Annotated in this window: 26 protein-coding genes; 18 read left to right on the top strand and 8 right to left on the bottom strand. The window is 60.6% G+C overall.

The annotated features are described in order from the left end of the window. Window positions 1-33 precede the first annotated feature (33 nt). The 7 genes from ACYVOC_RS09120 to ACYVOC_RS09090 form a co-directional block, all read right to left on the bottom strand. Complete coding sequence (locus ACYVOC_RS09120; protein WP_461161591.1) at window positions 34-585, bottom strand: HNH endonuclease signature motif containing protein; 552 nt, start codon at window positions 583-585, stop codon at window positions 34-36. A 280-nt stretch (window positions 586-865) separates the two neighbouring features. After that, entirely contained in the window at window positions 866-1060 is a 195-nt protein-coding gene (locus tag ACYVOC_RS09115) for a YegP family protein (RefSeq protein ID WP_461161590.1), read from the bottom strand. A gap of 199 nt (window positions 1061-1259) precedes the next feature. Continuing rightward, window positions 1260-1469, bottom strand: a complete 210-nt coding sequence (locus ACYVOC_RS09110; protein WP_461161589.1) for a hypothetical protein — start codon at window positions 1467-1469, stop codon at window positions 1260-1262. Continuing rightward, window positions 1466-1906 carry a thermonuclease family protein gene (locus ACYVOC_RS09105; protein WP_461161588.1) on the bottom strand — a complete coding sequence of 147 codons (441 nt, stop codon included), beginning with the start codon at window positions 1904-1906 and terminating at the stop codon, window positions 1466-1468. The genes ACYVOC_RS09110 and ACYVOC_RS09105 overlap by 4 nt, the downstream gene beginning before the upstream one ends. A gap of 1 nt (window position 1907) precedes the next feature. Beyond that, entirely contained in the window at window positions 1908-2654 is a 747-nt protein-coding gene (locus ACYVOC_RS09100; protein ID WP_461161587.1) for a DUF1828 domain-containing protein, read from the bottom strand. Next, window positions 2641-3075, bottom strand: coding sequence for a hypothetical protein (locus tag ACYVOC_RS09095; protein WP_461161586.1), 435 nt, complete (start codon window positions 3073-3075; stop codon window positions 2641-2643). The genes ACYVOC_RS09100 and ACYVOC_RS09095 overlap by 14 nt, the downstream gene beginning before the upstream one ends. Window positions 3076-3114: 39 nt before the next feature. Further along, complete coding sequence (locus ACYVOC_RS09090; protein WP_461161585.1) at window positions 3115-3801, bottom strand: LexA family protein; 687 nt, start codon at window positions 3799-3801, stop codon at window positions 3115-3117. Window positions 3802-3872: 71 nt separating this feature from the next. Here ACYVOC_RS09090 and ACYVOC_RS09085 point away from each other — a divergent pair, with 71 nt between their 5' ends. Then, on the top strand, window positions 3873-4100 hold the full coding sequence (locus tag ACYVOC_RS09085) for a hypothetical protein (protein ID WP_461161584.1): 228 nt from the start codon (window positions 3873-3875) through the stop codon (window positions 4098-4100). A 101-nt stretch (window positions 4101-4201) separates the two neighbouring features. On the opposite strand, the gene ACYVOC_RS09080 is transcribed toward ACYVOC_RS09085, so the two are convergent. Further along, complete coding sequence (locus ACYVOC_RS09080; protein ID WP_461161583.1) at window positions 4202-4381, bottom strand: hypothetical protein; 180 nt, start codon at window positions 4379-4381, stop codon at window positions 4202-4204. A gap of 83 nt (window positions 4382-4464) precedes the next feature. Between ACYVOC_RS09080 and ACYVOC_RS09075 the strand changes: the two genes are divergently transcribed. From ACYVOC_RS09075 to ACYVOC_RS08995, 17 genes are all read left to right on the top strand, one after another. Then, a complete protein-coding gene (locus ACYVOC_RS09075; RefSeq protein ID WP_461161582.1) occupies window positions 4465-4710 on the top strand; it encodes a hypothetical protein in 246 nt (81 codons plus the stop codon). 18 nt (window positions 4711-4728) lie between these two features. After that, on the top strand, window positions 4729-5001 hold the full coding sequence (locus tag ACYVOC_RS09070; protein WP_461161581.1) for a hypothetical protein: 273 nt from the start codon (window positions 4729-4731) through the stop codon (window positions 4999-5001). Next, window positions 4994-5248: a hypothetical protein gene (locus ACYVOC_RS09065; protein ID WP_461161580.1), complete on the top strand. Its 255-nt coding sequence runs from the start codon at window positions 4994-4996 to the stop codon at window positions 5246-5248. The genes ACYVOC_RS09070 and ACYVOC_RS09065 overlap by 8 nt, the downstream gene beginning before the upstream one ends. Before the next feature lie 4 nt (window positions 5249-5252). Beyond that, on the top strand, window positions 5253-6089 hold the full coding sequence (locus ACYVOC_RS09060; RefSeq protein ID WP_461161579.1) for a hypothetical protein: 837 nt from the start codon (window positions 5253-5255) through the stop codon (window positions 6087-6089). Beyond that, on the top strand, window positions 6073-6906 hold the full coding sequence (locus tag ACYVOC_RS09055; protein ID WP_461161578.1) for an ATP-binding protein: 834 nt from the start codon (window positions 6073-6075) through the stop codon (window positions 6904-6906). The genes ACYVOC_RS09060 and ACYVOC_RS09055 overlap by 17 nt, the downstream gene beginning before the upstream one ends. Beyond that, window positions 6903-7124 carry a hypothetical protein gene (locus ACYVOC_RS09050; RefSeq protein WP_461161577.1) on the top strand — a complete coding sequence of 74 codons (222 nt, stop codon included), beginning with the start codon at window positions 6903-6905 and terminating at the stop codon, window positions 7122-7124. Before ACYVOC_RS09055 ends, ACYVOC_RS09050 begins: the two co-directional genes overlap by 4 nt. Further along, window positions 7117-7335 (top strand): hypothetical protein, encoded by a 219-nt coding sequence (locus ACYVOC_RS09045; RefSeq protein WP_461161576.1) that lies wholly within the window; start codon window positions 7117-7119, stop codon window positions 7333-7335. Before ACYVOC_RS09050 ends, ACYVOC_RS09045 begins: the two co-directional genes overlap by 8 nt. After that, window positions 7332-7757 carry a hypothetical protein gene (locus ACYVOC_RS09040; protein WP_461161575.1) on the top strand — a complete coding sequence of 142 codons (426 nt, stop codon included), beginning with the start codon at window positions 7332-7334 and terminating at the stop codon, window positions 7755-7757. The genes ACYVOC_RS09045 and ACYVOC_RS09040 overlap by 4 nt, the downstream gene beginning before the upstream one ends. After that, entirely contained in the window at window positions 7750-8214 is a 465-nt protein-coding gene (locus ACYVOC_RS09035) for a recombination protein NinB (RefSeq protein ID WP_461161574.1), read from the top strand. The genes ACYVOC_RS09040 and ACYVOC_RS09035 overlap by 8 nt, the downstream gene beginning before the upstream one ends. Beyond that, window positions 8207-8473, top strand: a complete 267-nt coding sequence (locus ACYVOC_RS09030) for a hypothetical protein (protein ID WP_461161573.1) — start codon at window positions 8207-8209, stop codon at window positions 8471-8473. Before ACYVOC_RS09035 ends, ACYVOC_RS09030 begins: the two co-directional genes overlap by 8 nt. A gap of 73 nt (window positions 8474-8546) precedes the next feature. After that, window positions 8547-9044: a hypothetical protein gene (locus ACYVOC_RS09025; protein ID WP_461161572.1), complete on the top strand. Its 498-nt coding sequence runs from the start codon at window positions 8547-8549 to the stop codon at window positions 9042-9044. An 89-nt stretch (window positions 9045-9133) separates the two neighbouring features. After that, window positions 9134-9850 carry a hypothetical protein gene (locus ACYVOC_RS09020; RefSeq protein WP_461161571.1) on the top strand — a complete coding sequence of 239 codons (717 nt, stop codon included), beginning with the start codon at window positions 9134-9136 and terminating at the stop codon, window positions 9848-9850. Continuing rightward, a complete protein-coding gene (locus tag ACYVOC_RS09015) occupies window positions 9847-11415 on the top strand; it encodes a terminase (RefSeq protein ID WP_461161570.1) in 1569 nt (522 codons plus the stop codon). Before ACYVOC_RS09020 ends, ACYVOC_RS09015 begins: the two co-directional genes overlap by 4 nt. Next, window positions 11412-13523, top strand: coding sequence for a portal protein (locus ACYVOC_RS09010; protein WP_461161569.1), 2112 nt, complete (start codon window positions 11412-11414; stop codon window positions 13521-13523). The genes ACYVOC_RS09015 and ACYVOC_RS09010 overlap by 4 nt, the downstream gene beginning before the upstream one ends. A gap of 17 nt (window positions 13524-13540) precedes the next feature. Beyond that, a complete protein-coding gene (locus ACYVOC_RS09005; protein ID WP_461161568.1) occupies window positions 13541-13855 on the top strand; it encodes a hypothetical protein in 315 nt (104 codons plus the stop codon). 29 nt (window positions 13856-13884) lie between these two features. After that, on the top strand, window positions 13885-14907 hold the full coding sequence (locus tag ACYVOC_RS09000; protein ID WP_461161567.1) for a hypothetical protein: 1023 nt from the start codon (window positions 13885-13887) through the stop codon (window positions 14905-14907). A gap of 166 nt (window positions 14908-15073) precedes the next feature. Then, window positions 15074-15824 (top strand): phage capsid family protein (locus ACYVOC_RS08995; protein WP_461161566.1); only part of this gene is annotated, 751 nt, incomplete at its 3' end.

The following is a 15824-nucleotide window of genomic DNA, read 5'->3' as shown; positions in this document are numbered from 1 at the left end:
TCCTGGATTGCCCCGTGTGGATGTGGGAGTGGGTTAGATCGTGCATCCTTGGTGAAGCTTGCGCTTTGCGTTGAGGTACGCCTGATGAGCCTCGGCTGGAGAGCCGAAGGCTCCAAGATGTATGGATCGTCCATTTACTTTAATTTGCGCCTTCCAACGATCGCTAACCAGCCCGGCCTGCCTAATTGGGCTCACTCCAAGTAGCCCGGTTGAGCTGGTCTTGTGTGCGCGCCTTTGGTTTTGGCTGTTTTCGATCGGGCTGACTTCGCGCAGGTTTGAAAACCTGTTGTCATCGCGTTTCCCGTTGATGTGGTCGATCTGTTTATTTGGCAACCTTCCTGTGTGCAATAGCCATACTAGGTGGTGCGCCATGTAGTACTTTCGCCCGACGAAAACACGTATATAGCCTTTCACATTCTTGATCACCCCACGATCCGGTGTATGCGAATTTCTCCGGAATTGACCAGTTGATGGCTCGTAGCGGTATTTGGAAAGCAATGATTGCGTGTCCATGCGAACTCCCTTCAATACCAAAAAGACGGCGCGCGTTTTTTTGGTATTGCCCTTGTCACCAAGGGCTGTCATTTCTTTTCTTCGCCTGCTCAACATGCACCACCCGATGCACTAGCTTTCCGCGTCACACAGTGTTTCGACCCTCTGTGATGGTCCCGGCGTTGGGGCTCTCCCTTTGCCTGCTCCGCTTTGTTTGCGGCATGGGTGAATTGTCAGGCAAAACTAACAACACAGTCAAGCGATTATTTCAGGTAAAACTAACATTTTTTGCTACACTCCCCCCATGCCCATCCCGGGCGGGCAACAAAAAACCGCCTCAAGGGCGGTTGGTGGGTTGTTGCAACAGGCTTGGCTAGATCCATTTTTCCTGCGACTTGTCATAGACGCCGCTGGATGCGGCATTGGCCTTCACCAGGTTGATGCCGTGAATTGCATCCTGCCTGTTGATGTAGCCCTCGGCTCCAGTAGCAATGATCTTGTGGTTGTCGGAATTGAGGTTCCAGTACCACTGGCTGTTCTTGTCACTCTTGAAAAGGATGAAATACATGAGTTCCCTCAGTTTTGTTGGCGGGCGCGGTACCACTTTCATCATCGACGGCCCGGAAGTCGAGATACATCAGGAAGGGCGTCCGGCAGCGAGAGTCCTTCTTACTGACCTGCTTGAGTTTGCAGAGCATCATCCATTGCGCCACGCGCCTTCCGGTACTCCCTCACATCCACCAGCGTCTTGAAGCGGTGGTCTAAACTCATTCGGATTGCTTCGGCTCCAGTTCCGCGAGCGTTCCCTCCAACGTCTTGATGAGCCCCCTCACAGTCTCGGGCGGCATTTCCACCCATGCGGTCGTGACCGGCATATCTCCAGCCGCCTTGGCTCTGTGCCTCAATCCGATGAGCGGCTTGCCGTCCACCAGGCGAGTGCGAACGTCGGTATATTGGAGGCGTAGCGTGGTGGTCATAGTGCTCCTTTTATCTGGTATTTCCGCCATTCCCACGGAGGGGTTTGCTCTCGATCTACCCACAGCCCGCGCTGCGCAGCTTGAGCCTCATCCTGCAGCCCCTGCAGGTGCTCATACCCCCGCCCGTACTTCACATAGAACCAGGCCAGCCCTGAGCGCACCTGCTCGGTGGCCACGTCCTGGCCCTGGCATTCCACGTCCGCCACGGTGCGCCCGTAGCGATCTCTTGATCGGGTTTTGATCGTGGCCTGTTGTTGGAAGCAGAGCTTGGCCAGGTTCTGGCGTGACACCTGGCCAAAGGGCTGTTTTCTCTCTGGGGCGTCGATGGCCGAGATTCGGATGGTGATTTGCTCGTAGGCGCCTGGCTCTCCGCACCGGGCCTTGATGGTGTCGCCGTCGCTGATGGCGACGACCAGGCAGAGCAGGGCGGAAAGCAATTCAGTGAACGTGCTGCATCAGCCTGCTTGCGGGCATGGCACGGGCCACCGAACCCAGGATGCTGATTTCGTTCATGGCTCGCTCACTGTCAACAAGGTCGTACACCACAAACAGCGGAGATAGATCTTCTGCAAATGGGCCGTTTTGGATGTCGCCCGCCTTTCGCATGGCGGCGCCCGTGGCCTGTGCGCTAGGGCCGATGATGTCAATCAAATCGGTGCCATGCTGCAGGTCAAAAGCGTAATCCGTGTTGGATGCCCCCCTGACATGGGGATTGCGCCGGTATGCGGCGGCCGGGTTGCGCGCAATGATGTAGGGCTCAAGCTCTGCCAACATGTCGATTGTTTGAGGCTGGGCCTGCAGGTGCTCGCTAGCCCATGCCGACAAGGCCAAAAGACCGGTGATGGCCATCGCAAATCCGTTGGCTGCATGGGCTGCCTGCGCCAAGATGAACACCTCTCCCTGTTTTCCAATGGCCATCCGGTGCTTCTGCATCAGGTCGCGCAGTGCCGCCAGTCGTGCGGCCTGCCACACCTCCAACCCCATGCCGCCGAGTTGGAGCAGGGTGTCTGCGTTGTCGCTAATCTTCAGCATTCCATCGCCTGCTGTGGTGATGTAGAGATTGATAGCGCTGCCGTCGGGCAGGCTGAACGGAGTGCCTATTTCAAGGCACGGCCCACCGTCCAGCGCCTTGAGCGTCTGGCAGTCGTAGCGGGTGAGCGCTTGCGCCCATTCACAGTTCAGCATGGCAATTCGGGTCAATAATTTCAAAGGGCTGCACGGAAATTCTGTTGAAAAACCATTGCAGAGCGCCTGTCCAATTCTCGCAGTCTACGCCCGAATCGGTGACGGGAGTAGGTTCTGTTTCGTCCACATGTTCATGCGGACCGTAGATTGGCTTTGGGCCGTTGTGGGTGCGCTTCCCGCGCGGTGCCACTTCAAGCTGGTACACACGAACGCGCTTTTTTTGGTGCAGCCGCATGATGCTGAAAAGGAATAAGCAGCGGGCGGTGTCCACGGGCGCTTTGATCTCGATTTGTAATGTGTACCCAGGCAGGGTAATGCCTTGAGCATCGGTCAACTCAGCAACGCCTACCAGGTGTCCTGCATGATTGCTGCGAGGCTTGAGCCCAGACCAGCGCAAGGCTTGCTTGGGTATGTCGATCATGCGCTAGACACCATCCCTCTCTCCTATGGTTGCCAGGTGTCAGATAAGACCACCCAGCGATGCATCTACTACCACGCCGCACCATTCGTCGCCAGGCTGCAGAGGCAAATACTTCATGTCTTTGGGCCAGTCGGGATTGATGGCTTCAAGGTATTTTTCTCCGTCGATCAGCACGTAGCGCTTGAACGTCGCTTCAAGTGTGGAATTGCGGCGTACCACCACATAATTCCCCGGAACAGGGTCAAGGTGTGGGTTTACGTGCAGCACCATGCCTTCTGCAAAGCTTGGCTTGCCAGTCGGGTTTTCCATGGACTTGCCTTCGACCCGCAGCATGTAGCCGCATTTCCCCAAGTTCTTGGTGGAAGGTAGCCATTCATCGGCCTGCCCTGGCTGGAAGTGGTCGCACAGCTCCGTCCATGCGCCTGCCTGCACTTTCGAGATAAGTGGGTAGGTGCCTTTTATGTCGGGGCCGGTGGATGTGTTGGCATGGGTGGCAGTTTCCCCAGAACCCGGGAGCATGGGGCCTTCGCCTGTGGAGAGCCAATGCGCGCTCACCCCCAGGTAGTACGCCGCAGTGGTCAGGTACTTCCCATCAATGCTGTCAGTCTTGCCGTTGACCCACGCATTTACAGACGCACGCGAGATTCCGCACGCCTTCGCCAAGCCCGACTGAGACAAGTCGGACCCATTGGCAAGCGCTGCGCGAATTCTGTCCGATAGGGCCATGAGGCAATCCTAACAACAATGCTGTAAACGATACTTGACTGTTACGTTAGTTTTGCCTGACAATTACGGCCATGAACCCACACGCAACCAAAATCATCGAGGCGCTGGGCGACACCGCCGAGGTGGCGCGCCTGTTCGATGTGCGCATGCCATCGGTCAGCGACTGGAAAAAGCACGGCATCCCCCGGGCGCGAATGATGTACCTCAAGGTGGCGCATGCGCAGGCGCTGGATGGCGTTGACCCGGACGCAGCCACCGCCCCTGTGCGCGGCGAAGCCCAGGAGGTTATCCATGGCTAATCCATATCGATGGGGCGACGTGACTCCACCGAGCGTGCGGTATCTGCGCGAGCTGCGGTTGAACCGTGGCTTCAAGAGCCAAGTTCCACCGGCTTGGGCGGCTACTTCGCCACTTGGCCCTGCTCGATCTTTTGAACCGCTTCCTGAATTGCTTCGTAGCTTTGAAGAAGGGCTTGGGCAATCGCACTCGTTCCAGGCTTCGTGTTCTGGTGGTTCGTCTGTATGAGCCCAGACGCGATGACTGCAGCTAGCTGCAGGTGTTCTTTGTTGACTTCTTTCATGTCCGCCCCTTTCGGTTTTGGCTGTGTAGGAGCTGCCAATGTAAGCCGGGAGAGGGCGGGCACCAATCAGGGGATACGCATCCATGAATGACGACTCGCTTGTTGCACACGTTGCTGACATCCCACTAGCCATCGCTGACTCTGCTTTTCACGCTTGCCTGCGCAATACAGCTGTCAATGGCGAGTTGATCGCCAACTTCAAGCGTCTTACGGGGTTCGATCAGATCGACCACCGCTTCGCGCGCGAATTCGTCGGGTTCGTACATGAGTACGTCTATATGCGACTGGATGAGCAAAGCATTTCGGCCATGCGAACCACAGCCAACTGACACAAGGACATCAACAGCATGAACCAGAACGACGACCAGGCGCCCATGTTCGCAAGGAGCGCACATACCCCGAGAAACGACAAGGCAGAGCTGCGCATGATGGTTCCTGTCCGGCTGATGGCCATCTTCGATGCTGTGAGCTTGGCTCGCAACCAGGAACGCTTCGAGTTGGTGCTGGAAGAGTTGAGTAAGAGTGCTGATCGTTGGGAACATGAAGCGACTTTGATCCATCGTGTCACGCGTGGCAATCCATCGCTATCGGACACCAATGGAGAGCAGCGCCATGGCTGAAACCATGCCGAACGCCTTTCAGTCCGTGCGCCCCCGCGGCGCCGATGCTCCAGCAAAACTGCCTGTGCAGCGCAAGACAGCCAAGCCCATCACAACCAAAGGCACCACCCGCGTGATGAATGCCCGCGGCGTGTTGCAGGCCAATCTTGCGCCCGATCCGAGCCGTTCGATCTCTATCGAGAGCAGGGAGCAGGCCCAGGCCAGCAACAGCAAGACGCGGCGCATCAGCAAGGCGGGGACGAAGTAGGCGCATGAGCTATGAAGCCGTGAGCTGGGCAATGGCGCAGCAGGTTGGCAAGTCATCAACGAAGTTCGTTCTGGTGGCCATGGCCGAGTGCGTCAACGGCAAAGACACCGACATGCTGTGCTTCCCGTCTGTTCAGGCGCTCAGCAGCATGACCGAACAGGACCGCAAGACGGTCATGGACAACCTCCAGCGTTTGCGCGAAATGGGGTTCATTGAGGACACCGGAGCGCGTCGCGGCATCACGGGGCAGGTTCCTGTGTACCGCCTTAAGAGTCCCGAAAACGGCACTGTTAAGGCAGACCAAACCAAGCCATCGATCAAGCCCAACAGTACCGAAATTCCTCCCTCAAACAGTACCGAAAGCGGCACCGGTACCGAAAACGGAACAGTCCCGTTTTTCCCTCCTAACAGTACCGAAATTCCCACGAAACAGTCCCGTTTTTCCCTCCAAACAGTACCGAAAACGGGACACGGAACCAGGAAGGAACAAGGAAAGGAACAAGGAAGGAACAAGGAACAGAGCGCGTGCACGTCCATGCCCGGTGTTCCTGCCCAACTGTTCTCGGACTACATGACCGTGCGGAAAGCGAAGAAGGCCGGGGCACTGACGACCACCGCTATCAACGGGTTGATCCGTGAGGCGGAGAAGGCGGGAAAGACCCTGGAGGAGGCCGTGACGATTTGCTGCGAAAGGGGGTGGCAATCGCTGAAGGCTGACTGGCTGATCGACCGGTCGGCTGCTGGAAGGGCGCCCCAGACACACACCAAGCCGAACCGCCACAGCGGCTTCGATCTTCTCGACTACACAACCGGAGTGAACCAGGATGGAAGCTTTGTTTGACAAGCTCAACGCGCGGAGCATCGACTACAACCGCGTGATGGGGCGCCCCATGTCGGCTATCGGCAAGGTGCAGTTCTCCTGCCCTCGCCATGGCGAGTACATGGCCACCGGCACCCGACTGGCCAGCCGCGACATCTGGACATCCTGCCCAGGCTGCAAGCAGGACCGCGAGAACCAAGAGGCGGCAGAAAAGGCAAAGCTGGCGGCACGGCTGGAGGCTCAGGCCAAGTCGGTACGCCTGCAGCAGGCCGCAATCCCGCAGCGCTTCATCGACCGCACCTTGGAAACGTTCAAGGCCACCACGCCGGAGCAGCAGCGCGCTTTCGGTATCGCCACTGAGTTCGCTTCCAACTTCGAGCACCACTACAAAAAGGGCTCCTGGCTGGTGTTCTCTGGCCTCCCTGGCACTGGCAAGAGCCATCTGGCAGCGGGCATCCTGCAGGCCATCATGCCGGCCTACGTGGGCCGGTATTTCACCTGTATGGAGGTGATCCAGCACATCCGCTCGACGTGGCGCAAGGACTCCGAGGCCAGCGAGTTGGATCTGTTGACCGAGTTCGGCCAAGCTCCCCTGCTGGTCATTGACGAGATTGGCATGCAGTACGGAACCGAGAGCGAGCAGAACCACCTGTTCGACGTGCTGGACCGCCGCTACCGCGACATGATGCCGACCATCCTGCTGACCAACCAGAACAAGGATGGCTTCCGGCAGTACGTGGGCGATCGCATCTATGACCGCATGACCGAGTGCGCGCGCTGGGTGCCTTTTCCATGGGAGAGCTATCGGCCGATCGCTCGCAAGGAGATCGCTGAATGACCCGCGCCGAAGCCCTCCGCAAGCTCCTGGCCATCGGCGCCCTGTGCCGCCAGGAGATTGAGAACGTCATGGGTGGCGAGCCCGCCGAGGTGGCCGGCGCCATCAGCACCCTCCGTGCCAGCGGCGAGATCATCTATGTCCGTGACGGTCGTCAGCAGACGTTTTACCGCCTGACTGATGATTCTCGCGCCAGGGCGTTCGGAGGATCGCATGCATGACATGCGCAACATGCCTCCACTGGTCGCCAAAAAAATCGGGGCAAATCGCGAAGCACGGTTTTGCAATCTGCGCCATCGGCCCTGTATGGAAATTTCTGGCGCCGCAGCACACATGCAAGAAGCACAAGCCAGCAGAGGAATCTGTCGTATCGGCTCGCGTGGCGTGGCTGTCATCGCCCGCACCGCGCAAGAGTGGGGAGTGACAGAGTGAACATCATCATGGGCATCGACCCCGGCACAAATACAGGCGTTGCCATCTTCATCGGCGGCAAGCTTACTCACCTGTACACCATCGAACCGGTAGAAATTGCAGACCGCATCGAAGCCGTGCGTCCGAGCCGCGTTGTGCTTGAAGACTCGCGCCTGCAGTCGTTTGTGTGGACAACATCCACCAGCAAGCCAGCCGCAGCAAAGATGGCGCGCAACATCGGAGAAGTTGACGCCTGGTGCAAATTGATTGTGGCTGTGTGCGAAAAGCTGGACATCCCAGCGCACAGCGTCAGCCCGCTGGGCAAGGGCTGCAAGATGGCCGCAGACCAGTTCAAGCGCATTACAGGGTGGGATAAGCCCAGCAATCAGCACGAGCGAGACGCTGCGATGGTGTCGTGGTTGTACAGGGGTGCCCATGTCTGAGTGCCTTGTCCTGCGACTGCACAACGCCCAACAGGGCCACGGCGCCATTCAACAGGCATGGGCGCATGCCAAGGGGTGGCTCCTGGCCGGTGGGCAGCGCCTGGTGCTGGAGATCAAGCCAGAGACGCGCAGCGACAAGCAGAACCGCCTGTTGCACGCCATGCTGGGCGACATCGCTGCACAAGTGGAGTGGGCTGGCGCGAAGCGAGACGCTGAAGTCTGGAAGCGCCTGCTGGTTGCCGCGTGGTGCCGCGCGCGCCGGGAGCAGGTGGAGCTTCTGCCCGCATTGGATGGGCATGGCGTGGACATCGTTTTCCGGCGCACCAGCCAGCTCACGCGCGGGGAGTGCGCAGAGCTGTGCGACTTCATCGGATCCTGGTGTTCGGAGAACGGCGTGGAGCTGCGCGAGGCCCGCCAGTGGGTGGATGCAGAGACTGGGGAGGTGCTCCATGCGTAGCAAGAACAAGCCCGCACCCACCGCTGCAGAGCGCCGCCATATCGAGCGTGTCGCTGCACTTCCGTGCGTCGTGTGCGATGCTCCGGGCCCGAGCGAGGTACACGAGCCTGAGCAGGGCCTATGGTTCGCCTCTATGCCTCTCTGCGCCGCCTGCCACCGCGGATCGGATGGCTGGCACGGCACCCGCCTGCGCTGGACGCTGCGCAGGATCAACGAGCTGCAGGCCATCAACAAGACGGTGGGTGCGTTGAGCCCATAGAAAAAGAAAAGCCCGCACAAGGCGGGCCTTCCGGTCGATGCGACCTGAGCAATCGCATTATACCGGAGGCCACATGAGCGACAAGATGACTCTGACCGAAAAGCGCAGCAGCAGGGTTGTGGTGCTGGAAGCTATCCACGCTCTGCATGAGCAAGAGATGGAGATCAATAGCGCGGCGATTGTGCGTCATACCGGCCTAAAGACGGTGACAGTGAGTGACTGCATAAAAGAGCTAAAAGAGCGGGAGGAAATTTGGTCACCGTCGCGCGGCGTCTACATCCCGCGCCAGCGGCACGAGCCAAGTGAGGCCGTAAGCCTTACGGCGATGCCATCGGGCCATGTAAAGTTAGAGAAGGGCGACATGGTCATGGAATTCACGCCGCACGAGTGGCGGTTGCAGGTCGCGCCATTTGCCGCTGGCGCATCCGCGCAGACTGCAGTGATTGAGAGCACGCACCACACACTACAACTCTTAGAGCAAGTCCGCAAGCTGCAGCGCAAGGTGGACGGACTGCAAGCTGTCATCGCGACAAACCCAGCTCAAATGCAGCTGCTGGAGGCTTCTGTGTGACGAGCGACCCAGAGCAACGGACTGGCTTGCGCCATCAATGCCCCCTGTAGGGTTCGACACCAAAGTTGATGCCCGGAACACTTCGGGGCATGGCATCACAAAAGCCGGGCACGCCGCCCGCAACACCCACAAAAAAGCCTGCGCCACGCAACAATGGCGCAGGCGCAGCCACGCCAGAAAAGCGAAAGCGCATTGACTGGGAGGCCGTTGAACGCGACTACCGCACGGGCCATTTCACCCTGCGCGAGCTGGAAGCGAAACACGGTGTTTCATTCGCCCAGATCAGCCGTAAAGCCAAGGAACTCCAGTGGTCCAAGGATTTGCGGGAGGTCATCAAGCAGGCCACCGATGCCGCGTTGTTGCGCGAAACCGTAACGGATGCGCAAAAAGATGCAACAGAGACGGTTCTTGTTGCGGCCGAGATCAACAAGCAGGTGATCCTCGGGCACCGCGCCGGGCTGCGTTCCATCGCTGATGTGAAGCATGCACTGCTGGGTCAGATTGCCCAGGCGGCTGAAATGTTGCCCGATCTGGCTGAGGTGATCGAGATGGTGCGCATGCCCGATGAAAACGGCATCGACCGCGCTAACGATGCTTTGCGTAAAGCCATGAGCCGTTCCGCGCTGGTGGATGACCTCAAGAAGCTTGCCGACGTGGATGAAAAGGTGCGCAAGGGGGAGCGGGAAGCCTTTGGGCTGGATGACGACCCGGCAGACAAGCAGGAGCAGCAAGGGCCGAAGATGACCGACGCCCAGCTTGCGCTGAGGATCACAAACCTCATGTCGCGCGCGAAGGTCGCTAAATGAGCGGGCTTGTCACTCACGCCGACTATCTGGAGCACATCAAGACGCTGCCAGAGGATGAGCGCGAGGCACTCATTGCGCTGGTGACTTCAAATGGTGTGCCGCTGTGGGAGCCGCAGCCAGGCCCTCAGACGATGGCGTACAACAGCCAGGCCGACATTGTTTTTTACGGCGGCGCTGCTGGAGGTGGAAAGACTGACCTGCTGCTCGGCGTGGCCATCACAGCACAAGAGCACAGCATCATCTTTCGGCGCGAGGCGGTGCAACTCATCGGTATTGAAGAGCGCAACACGCAGATTCTCGGATCTCGCACTGGCTACAACAGCCAAACCGGAGTTTGGAGATTGCCGGGCAACAAGGTGCTGGAGCTTGGCAGTGTCAAAGAGCCTGGAGACTGGATTAAGTACCAAGGCAGGCCACACGACGCCAAATTGTTTGACGAGATATGTCACTTCACCGAAGGGCAATTTCGCACTCTCATCGGCTGGCTGCGCACCGACAACCCCGACATTCGCCAGCGCGTGATAGCGGCCGGCAATCCACCCACGAGCGCAGAGGGCGAATGGGTGAAACGCTTTTGGGGAGCTTGGCTCGACCCACAGCACCCGAACCCAGCAAAGCCCGGAGAGCTTCGTTGGTATGTGACGAACGAGAAGGGCGAGGACCAAGAGGTGCCAGACGGCACGCCTGTGATGGTCGGCAATGACCTGATGCAGCCCAAGAGCCGCACATTCATACCGTCCAGCGTGGACGACAACCTGTTTCTGTCCAGCACCGGCTACAAGGCCACGCTGCAATCCCTACCAGAGCCACTTCGCTCCCAGATGCTGCGCGGCGATTTCAATGCGGGCGTGACTGACCCGGTGTGGCAGCTCATCCCCACCGAGTGGGTGAAGGCCGCCCAGGCACGCTGGAAGGACCGCGACGCCAAGGGACTCATGACCGCTATCGGCTTCGATCCTTCCCGTGGTGGCCAGGACAAGTCGTCGGCCGCCCGTCGGCATGGCCAGTGGTTCGACAAGATCGTGACGGCACCTGGCGTGGTGACCAAGGACGGCCCCACTGCTGCAGGTTTCATCGCTCCTTTGATCCGCGACGGCGCGGTGGTGTGCATCGACTCCATCGGCATCGGCTCCAGCGCCCTGGACTTCGTCAAGGGCTTGGGCCTTCATGTCCACTCGGTGGTGGGCTCCGAGGGCAGCGCTCTGATGGACAAGTCCGGCCAGATGAAATTCCGCAACAAGCGGGCCGAGATGTACTGGCTGCTGCGCGAAGCCCTGGACCCAACGAACCCTGACCCCATCGCGCTCCCGCCCGACCAGGAACTGCTGGGCGACCTCACAGCTCCCCGCTACAAGGTCGTGACCATGGGCAAGGGCGCCGCCATCCAGATCAGCAGCAAGGACGACATCCGCCTGGTGCTGGGCCGTAGCCCGGACAAGGGCGACTCCGTGGCCATGACCTTCGCGGCCGACATTCCCCGCCCGCAGCGCGCGCCGCGCAAGAAGAGCTGGCGCGATCGCCTGGCCACCCGGGCCCGAACCAACGGATCGGCGCAAGCCGCATGAGCACCATGGCATACGACGACGCAGCACGCGAGAACTGGGCCCGCTACCTCTACGGCAAGGACCGTGGTCACATCGAATACACCGAGCAGGCCGCCCGGTGCGAGGGCATGTACCTGGGTGGCGGCGAGCAATGGTCCGAGGGCGACAAGGCGATCCTGGCAGATCAGGGGCGCCCGGCCTACGAGTTCAACGAGATCTTGCCCAGCACAAACAGTGCCATCGGGTACCAGATCCACAACCGCATGGACATTGCGTTCAAGCCACGGGGCGAGAAGGGTGACCTGGCCGTGGCCACCATCCTGTCCAAGGTTGTGAAGCAGGTCCTGGACGCCACCCAGTTCCATTGGGTCGAGACGCAGGTTTTCAGCGACGGCTTGATCGAACAGCGCGGGTATTTCGATGTCCGCATGAACTTCGACAACAACATCAAGGGCGAGATCGAGATCCACGTCGATGACCCGCGTGACGTGATTCCGGACCCCGACGCCAAGAGCTACGACCCGGACAAGTGGGGTGACGTCACCAAGAGCCGCTGGCTCACGCTGGACGAGATCGAGCAGTTCTATGGCCCCGATGCCCGCGTGAAGGCCGAGGCTTCGAACGATGAGGGGCACGACTTTGGTGACCTGGACGACGAGGCGCAGCGCAACAAGTTCGGGCGCCATGATCGGCTCGGCCTGTATGACGCCTACAGTGCGCACGACGATGGGCTCAAGCGCTTCCGCGTGATCGACCGGCAGCGTTTCGTGTACGAGAAGACCCCTTGCGTCGTTTTCCCTGACTCTGGCGAAGTCCAGATCGAGGCCGGGCTGTCGAAGGAGTCGATTGCCGACGCCATGAACCATGGCGCAGTGCGTTCCACCAGGATGCGCCGCCGCGTGAAGTGGACTGTCAGCACCTATTCCACGGTGCTGCACGACGACTACAGCCCCTACGAGCACTTCACCACGGTGCCGTTTTTCGCCTACTTCCGGCGTGGCAAGACCCGGGGGATGATCGACAACGCCATCGGGCCGCAGGAAGCCCTGAACAAGGCCGTCAGTCAGTACATCCACATCGTCAACACCAGTGCGAACAGCGGGTGGATGGTCGAAGAGGATTCGCTCACCAACATCACGACCGAGGATCTGGAAGGCCTAGGCGCCCGCACGGGTCTGGTGCTGGAGTACAAGAAGAACAGCACCTCCCCGGAGAAGATCACTCCAAACCCAGTCCCTACCGGTGTCGATCGGATCATCGACCGGGCCACCCAGGCGCTGAAGGATGTGACCGTGCCCGAGGCGATGCGCGGGCAGCAGGGCCCAGAGGTCTCCGGCATCGCCATCCAGGCCAAGCAGTTCGCCAGCCAGCAGCAGTTGGCTGTGCCGCTGGACAACCTGGCGTTCACCCGCTCACTGCTGGGCAAGCGCATCCTGAAGCTGGTGCAGCGCTACTACGACAGCCACCGGGTGTTCCGCATCACGGAGACCGACCCGAACACGGGCAAGGAAGTCGAGCAGGTGCTGGAGATCAACAAGTTCGACCCGGACACGAACAGCTACCTATATGACGTGACCGTGGGCGACTACGACGTTGTGATCACTGAGCAGCCGATGCAGGTCACCTTCGAGAACAGCCAGTTCCAACAGGCGCTGGAGATGCGCAAGGCAGGAATCGCCATCCCTGATCCGGCCGTCATTCGCTATTCGGCACTGGCCGACAAGCACGAGATCCTGGCTGGCATGCAGGGCACCAAGCCACCGGAGGACCCGACTTTGCAGGCCAAGGCCAAGCTGATCGAGGCCCAGGCACGCAAGACCGATGCGGAAACCGTCCATGTGCAGTCGAAGACGGTGAACGAGGACGTGACGGCCATGTACAGCGCCACCCAGGCGGCCCAGGTGCTGATGACGGTGCCTGGCGCCTCCGGCGTGGCGGACGGCCTGCTGCGCTCTGCAGCCTTCCATGACAAGGATGCGGCACCCATCGTTCCGGCTGCGCCTGTCATCGCAGCCCCCGCAGCGGAGATCCCGCCCAACACCGATCCGCTGACGCCCGTCAGCCCAGCGCGCGGCCTGAACGCCGGCATCGAAACACTCGCAGCAGACGGCCTGCGCACTGAAGCATGACCACCACAAGGAGAACCATGACCACCGATACCCCACCAGCAGTAAGCGAGGATGACGGCCTGGTGCTGTCGATCGCGCGTGTCGCGCACGAGGTCTGCGGCGCCCTGGCAGTTGCCCAAGGCGACTACACCACCAAGCCGTGGGAATCCCTTCCTCAGGCCGAGCAGAAGGTGCTGCGCGCCCGCGTCACCGGCTTCCTGAACAACCCAGGCATGCACCCCACGGCCGACCTCGGCCCGGCCGTGGCCACGCTTTCCGCAAGCGACCGGGCCAAGGCGTATGTCTTTCACGGCGTGGTGCACGCCATTGCGCGCGAACAGAGCCGCACCTGAATCAGTTTCCAACCACAGAGGACCACACCATGAACATGCTCTTGAAGAAGCTCTTGTCCCGCTACATGAGCCCGGCAGGCGATGACGGCACCGACACCGGCGGCACCGAAACGGGCGGCGAGGGCCGCGCAGAGGACCGTGGCGATGACTTCATCCCCACAAGCGATGGCGCTACGGATGCCGCCGACCAAGGCCAGGCGGATGGTGCTGATGGAACCGGAACGGGGGATGGCACTGGAGCGGATGACGCTGGCCAGGGCGGCGCGGAAGGTGCGGAGGGCTCCGAAGACGAACGGGCCCAGCGCAGCCCGGGCATCCCGAAGGCGCGCTTCAACGAGGTCAACGAGCGCAAAAAGGCGCTGGAAACCGAGAACGAGCAGCTGAAGCGCGAGCTGGCCGAGGCGCGTGCTGCGGGTGCGGCACAGCCTTCTGTTCCAGCTGTTGCGCAGACTGCGACCACGACCCAGCTCGAGGCAGCGGTTTTTGACGTGGACGCCAAGGAGCATGAATACGCCACGGCGCTGATCGAGGGCGACACCGCCAGGGCGGCCAAGATCCGCGGGGAAATCAACTCCCACCTGGTTGAGCAGGCCACCCAGCAGGCCGAGGGCAACATTGCACGGCGCAGCGCGGCGCAGCTGCTGCAGGACGAGGTGAAAGCGACGCTGAGCGCCCATTCCTGGCTGGATACGCCCGAGGGGGCCGATGCCTTGGACCTGATCGTGGCTGCCCGCGATCGCGCGATCGCTCAAGGTGTCGCGCCCCACCTGGCCCTTCGCGGCGCTGTGTCGAAGATTGCACCACGTTTCAAGCCTGTCGGAGACGGCGATACCCCCAATAGGGTCTTGCCCGGCGCCGCCAAGGACGGTGACACTCGCTCCAGTGAAGCAGTAAAGCGCGGTGCGGCCGATGCGACGGCCCAGCCTCCCGTGATGCAGGTCGGGATTGGCAACCGCGCCACGCCTTCAGCGCGAGTGGACGTAGGCGCCATGGATGACGAGCAGTTCGCTGCCCTGTCGCCCGCCGAGAAGTCCCGCCTGCGCGGCGACTGAACTTCATTCCGGCCAGAGCTCACCCGCCTGGCCGGACTTCCCCCAGGGTGCACGCGTCCATAGGGCAGGACGGTAAACAGCTCGGCGCCTTGACCGCCCCCCCAAGTCATGTTTCCCGCATTGGCAGCGCACGCCTGAAGTCCGTAACCAATTCAAGGAGCATGACATGCTGACCAATTTCGCGGCACTGACGCCGAAGCAAAAGCTGGTCTGGTCGCGCGACGTGTGGCAGGCCGCACGCGACCAGATGTTCATCAAGCGATTCCTGGGCACGAGCGAAAACTCGATGATCCAGCGCATCACCGAGCTGACCAAGACGGAAAAGGGCGACCAGTGCCTGATCCAGCTGGTGGCTGATCTGGTCGAGGACGGCGTGATCGGCGACAACGAGCGTGAAGGCAACGAGGAAGCCATGCAGGCGTTCTCGCAGATCATCACCCTCGACCTGATCACCCACAGCGTGCGCAACAAGGGCAAGCTTTCCGAACAGCGCACGACCATCAAGTTCCGCGAAAGCGCCAAGAGTCGGCTGTCCTACTGGCTGGCCAATCGCTGTGACCAGCTCAGTTTCCTGTCGATATCTGGTATCAGCTACGCCTTCCAGAACAACGGTGCACCTCGCGTGGGCTCTTCGTTCCCTGGCCTGGCCTTCGCTGCTGATGTCACCGCGCCTTCGGCCAAGCGCTCGCTGATGTGGGACGGCACCTCCCTGGCCGTGTCCAACACCGGCAGCATCACCAGCGCCTACGTGATCAGCTACAAGACCATCGTCGATCTGATCGCCTATGCCAAGGAGCACTACGTCAAGCCGCTGATGGAAGGCGGCAGGGAATACTACGTGTTCCTGCTGGCGCCCGGCTCGCTGGCCCAACTCAAGAAGGACCCGGACTACCAGCGCGCGGTGGTGGCCACGGCAA

The organism is Simplicispira piscis, assembly GCF_054783455.1.
The sequence above is the reverse complement of the archived record's forward strand: the minus strand, read 5'-3'. Positions and strand labels throughout refer to the sequence as shown.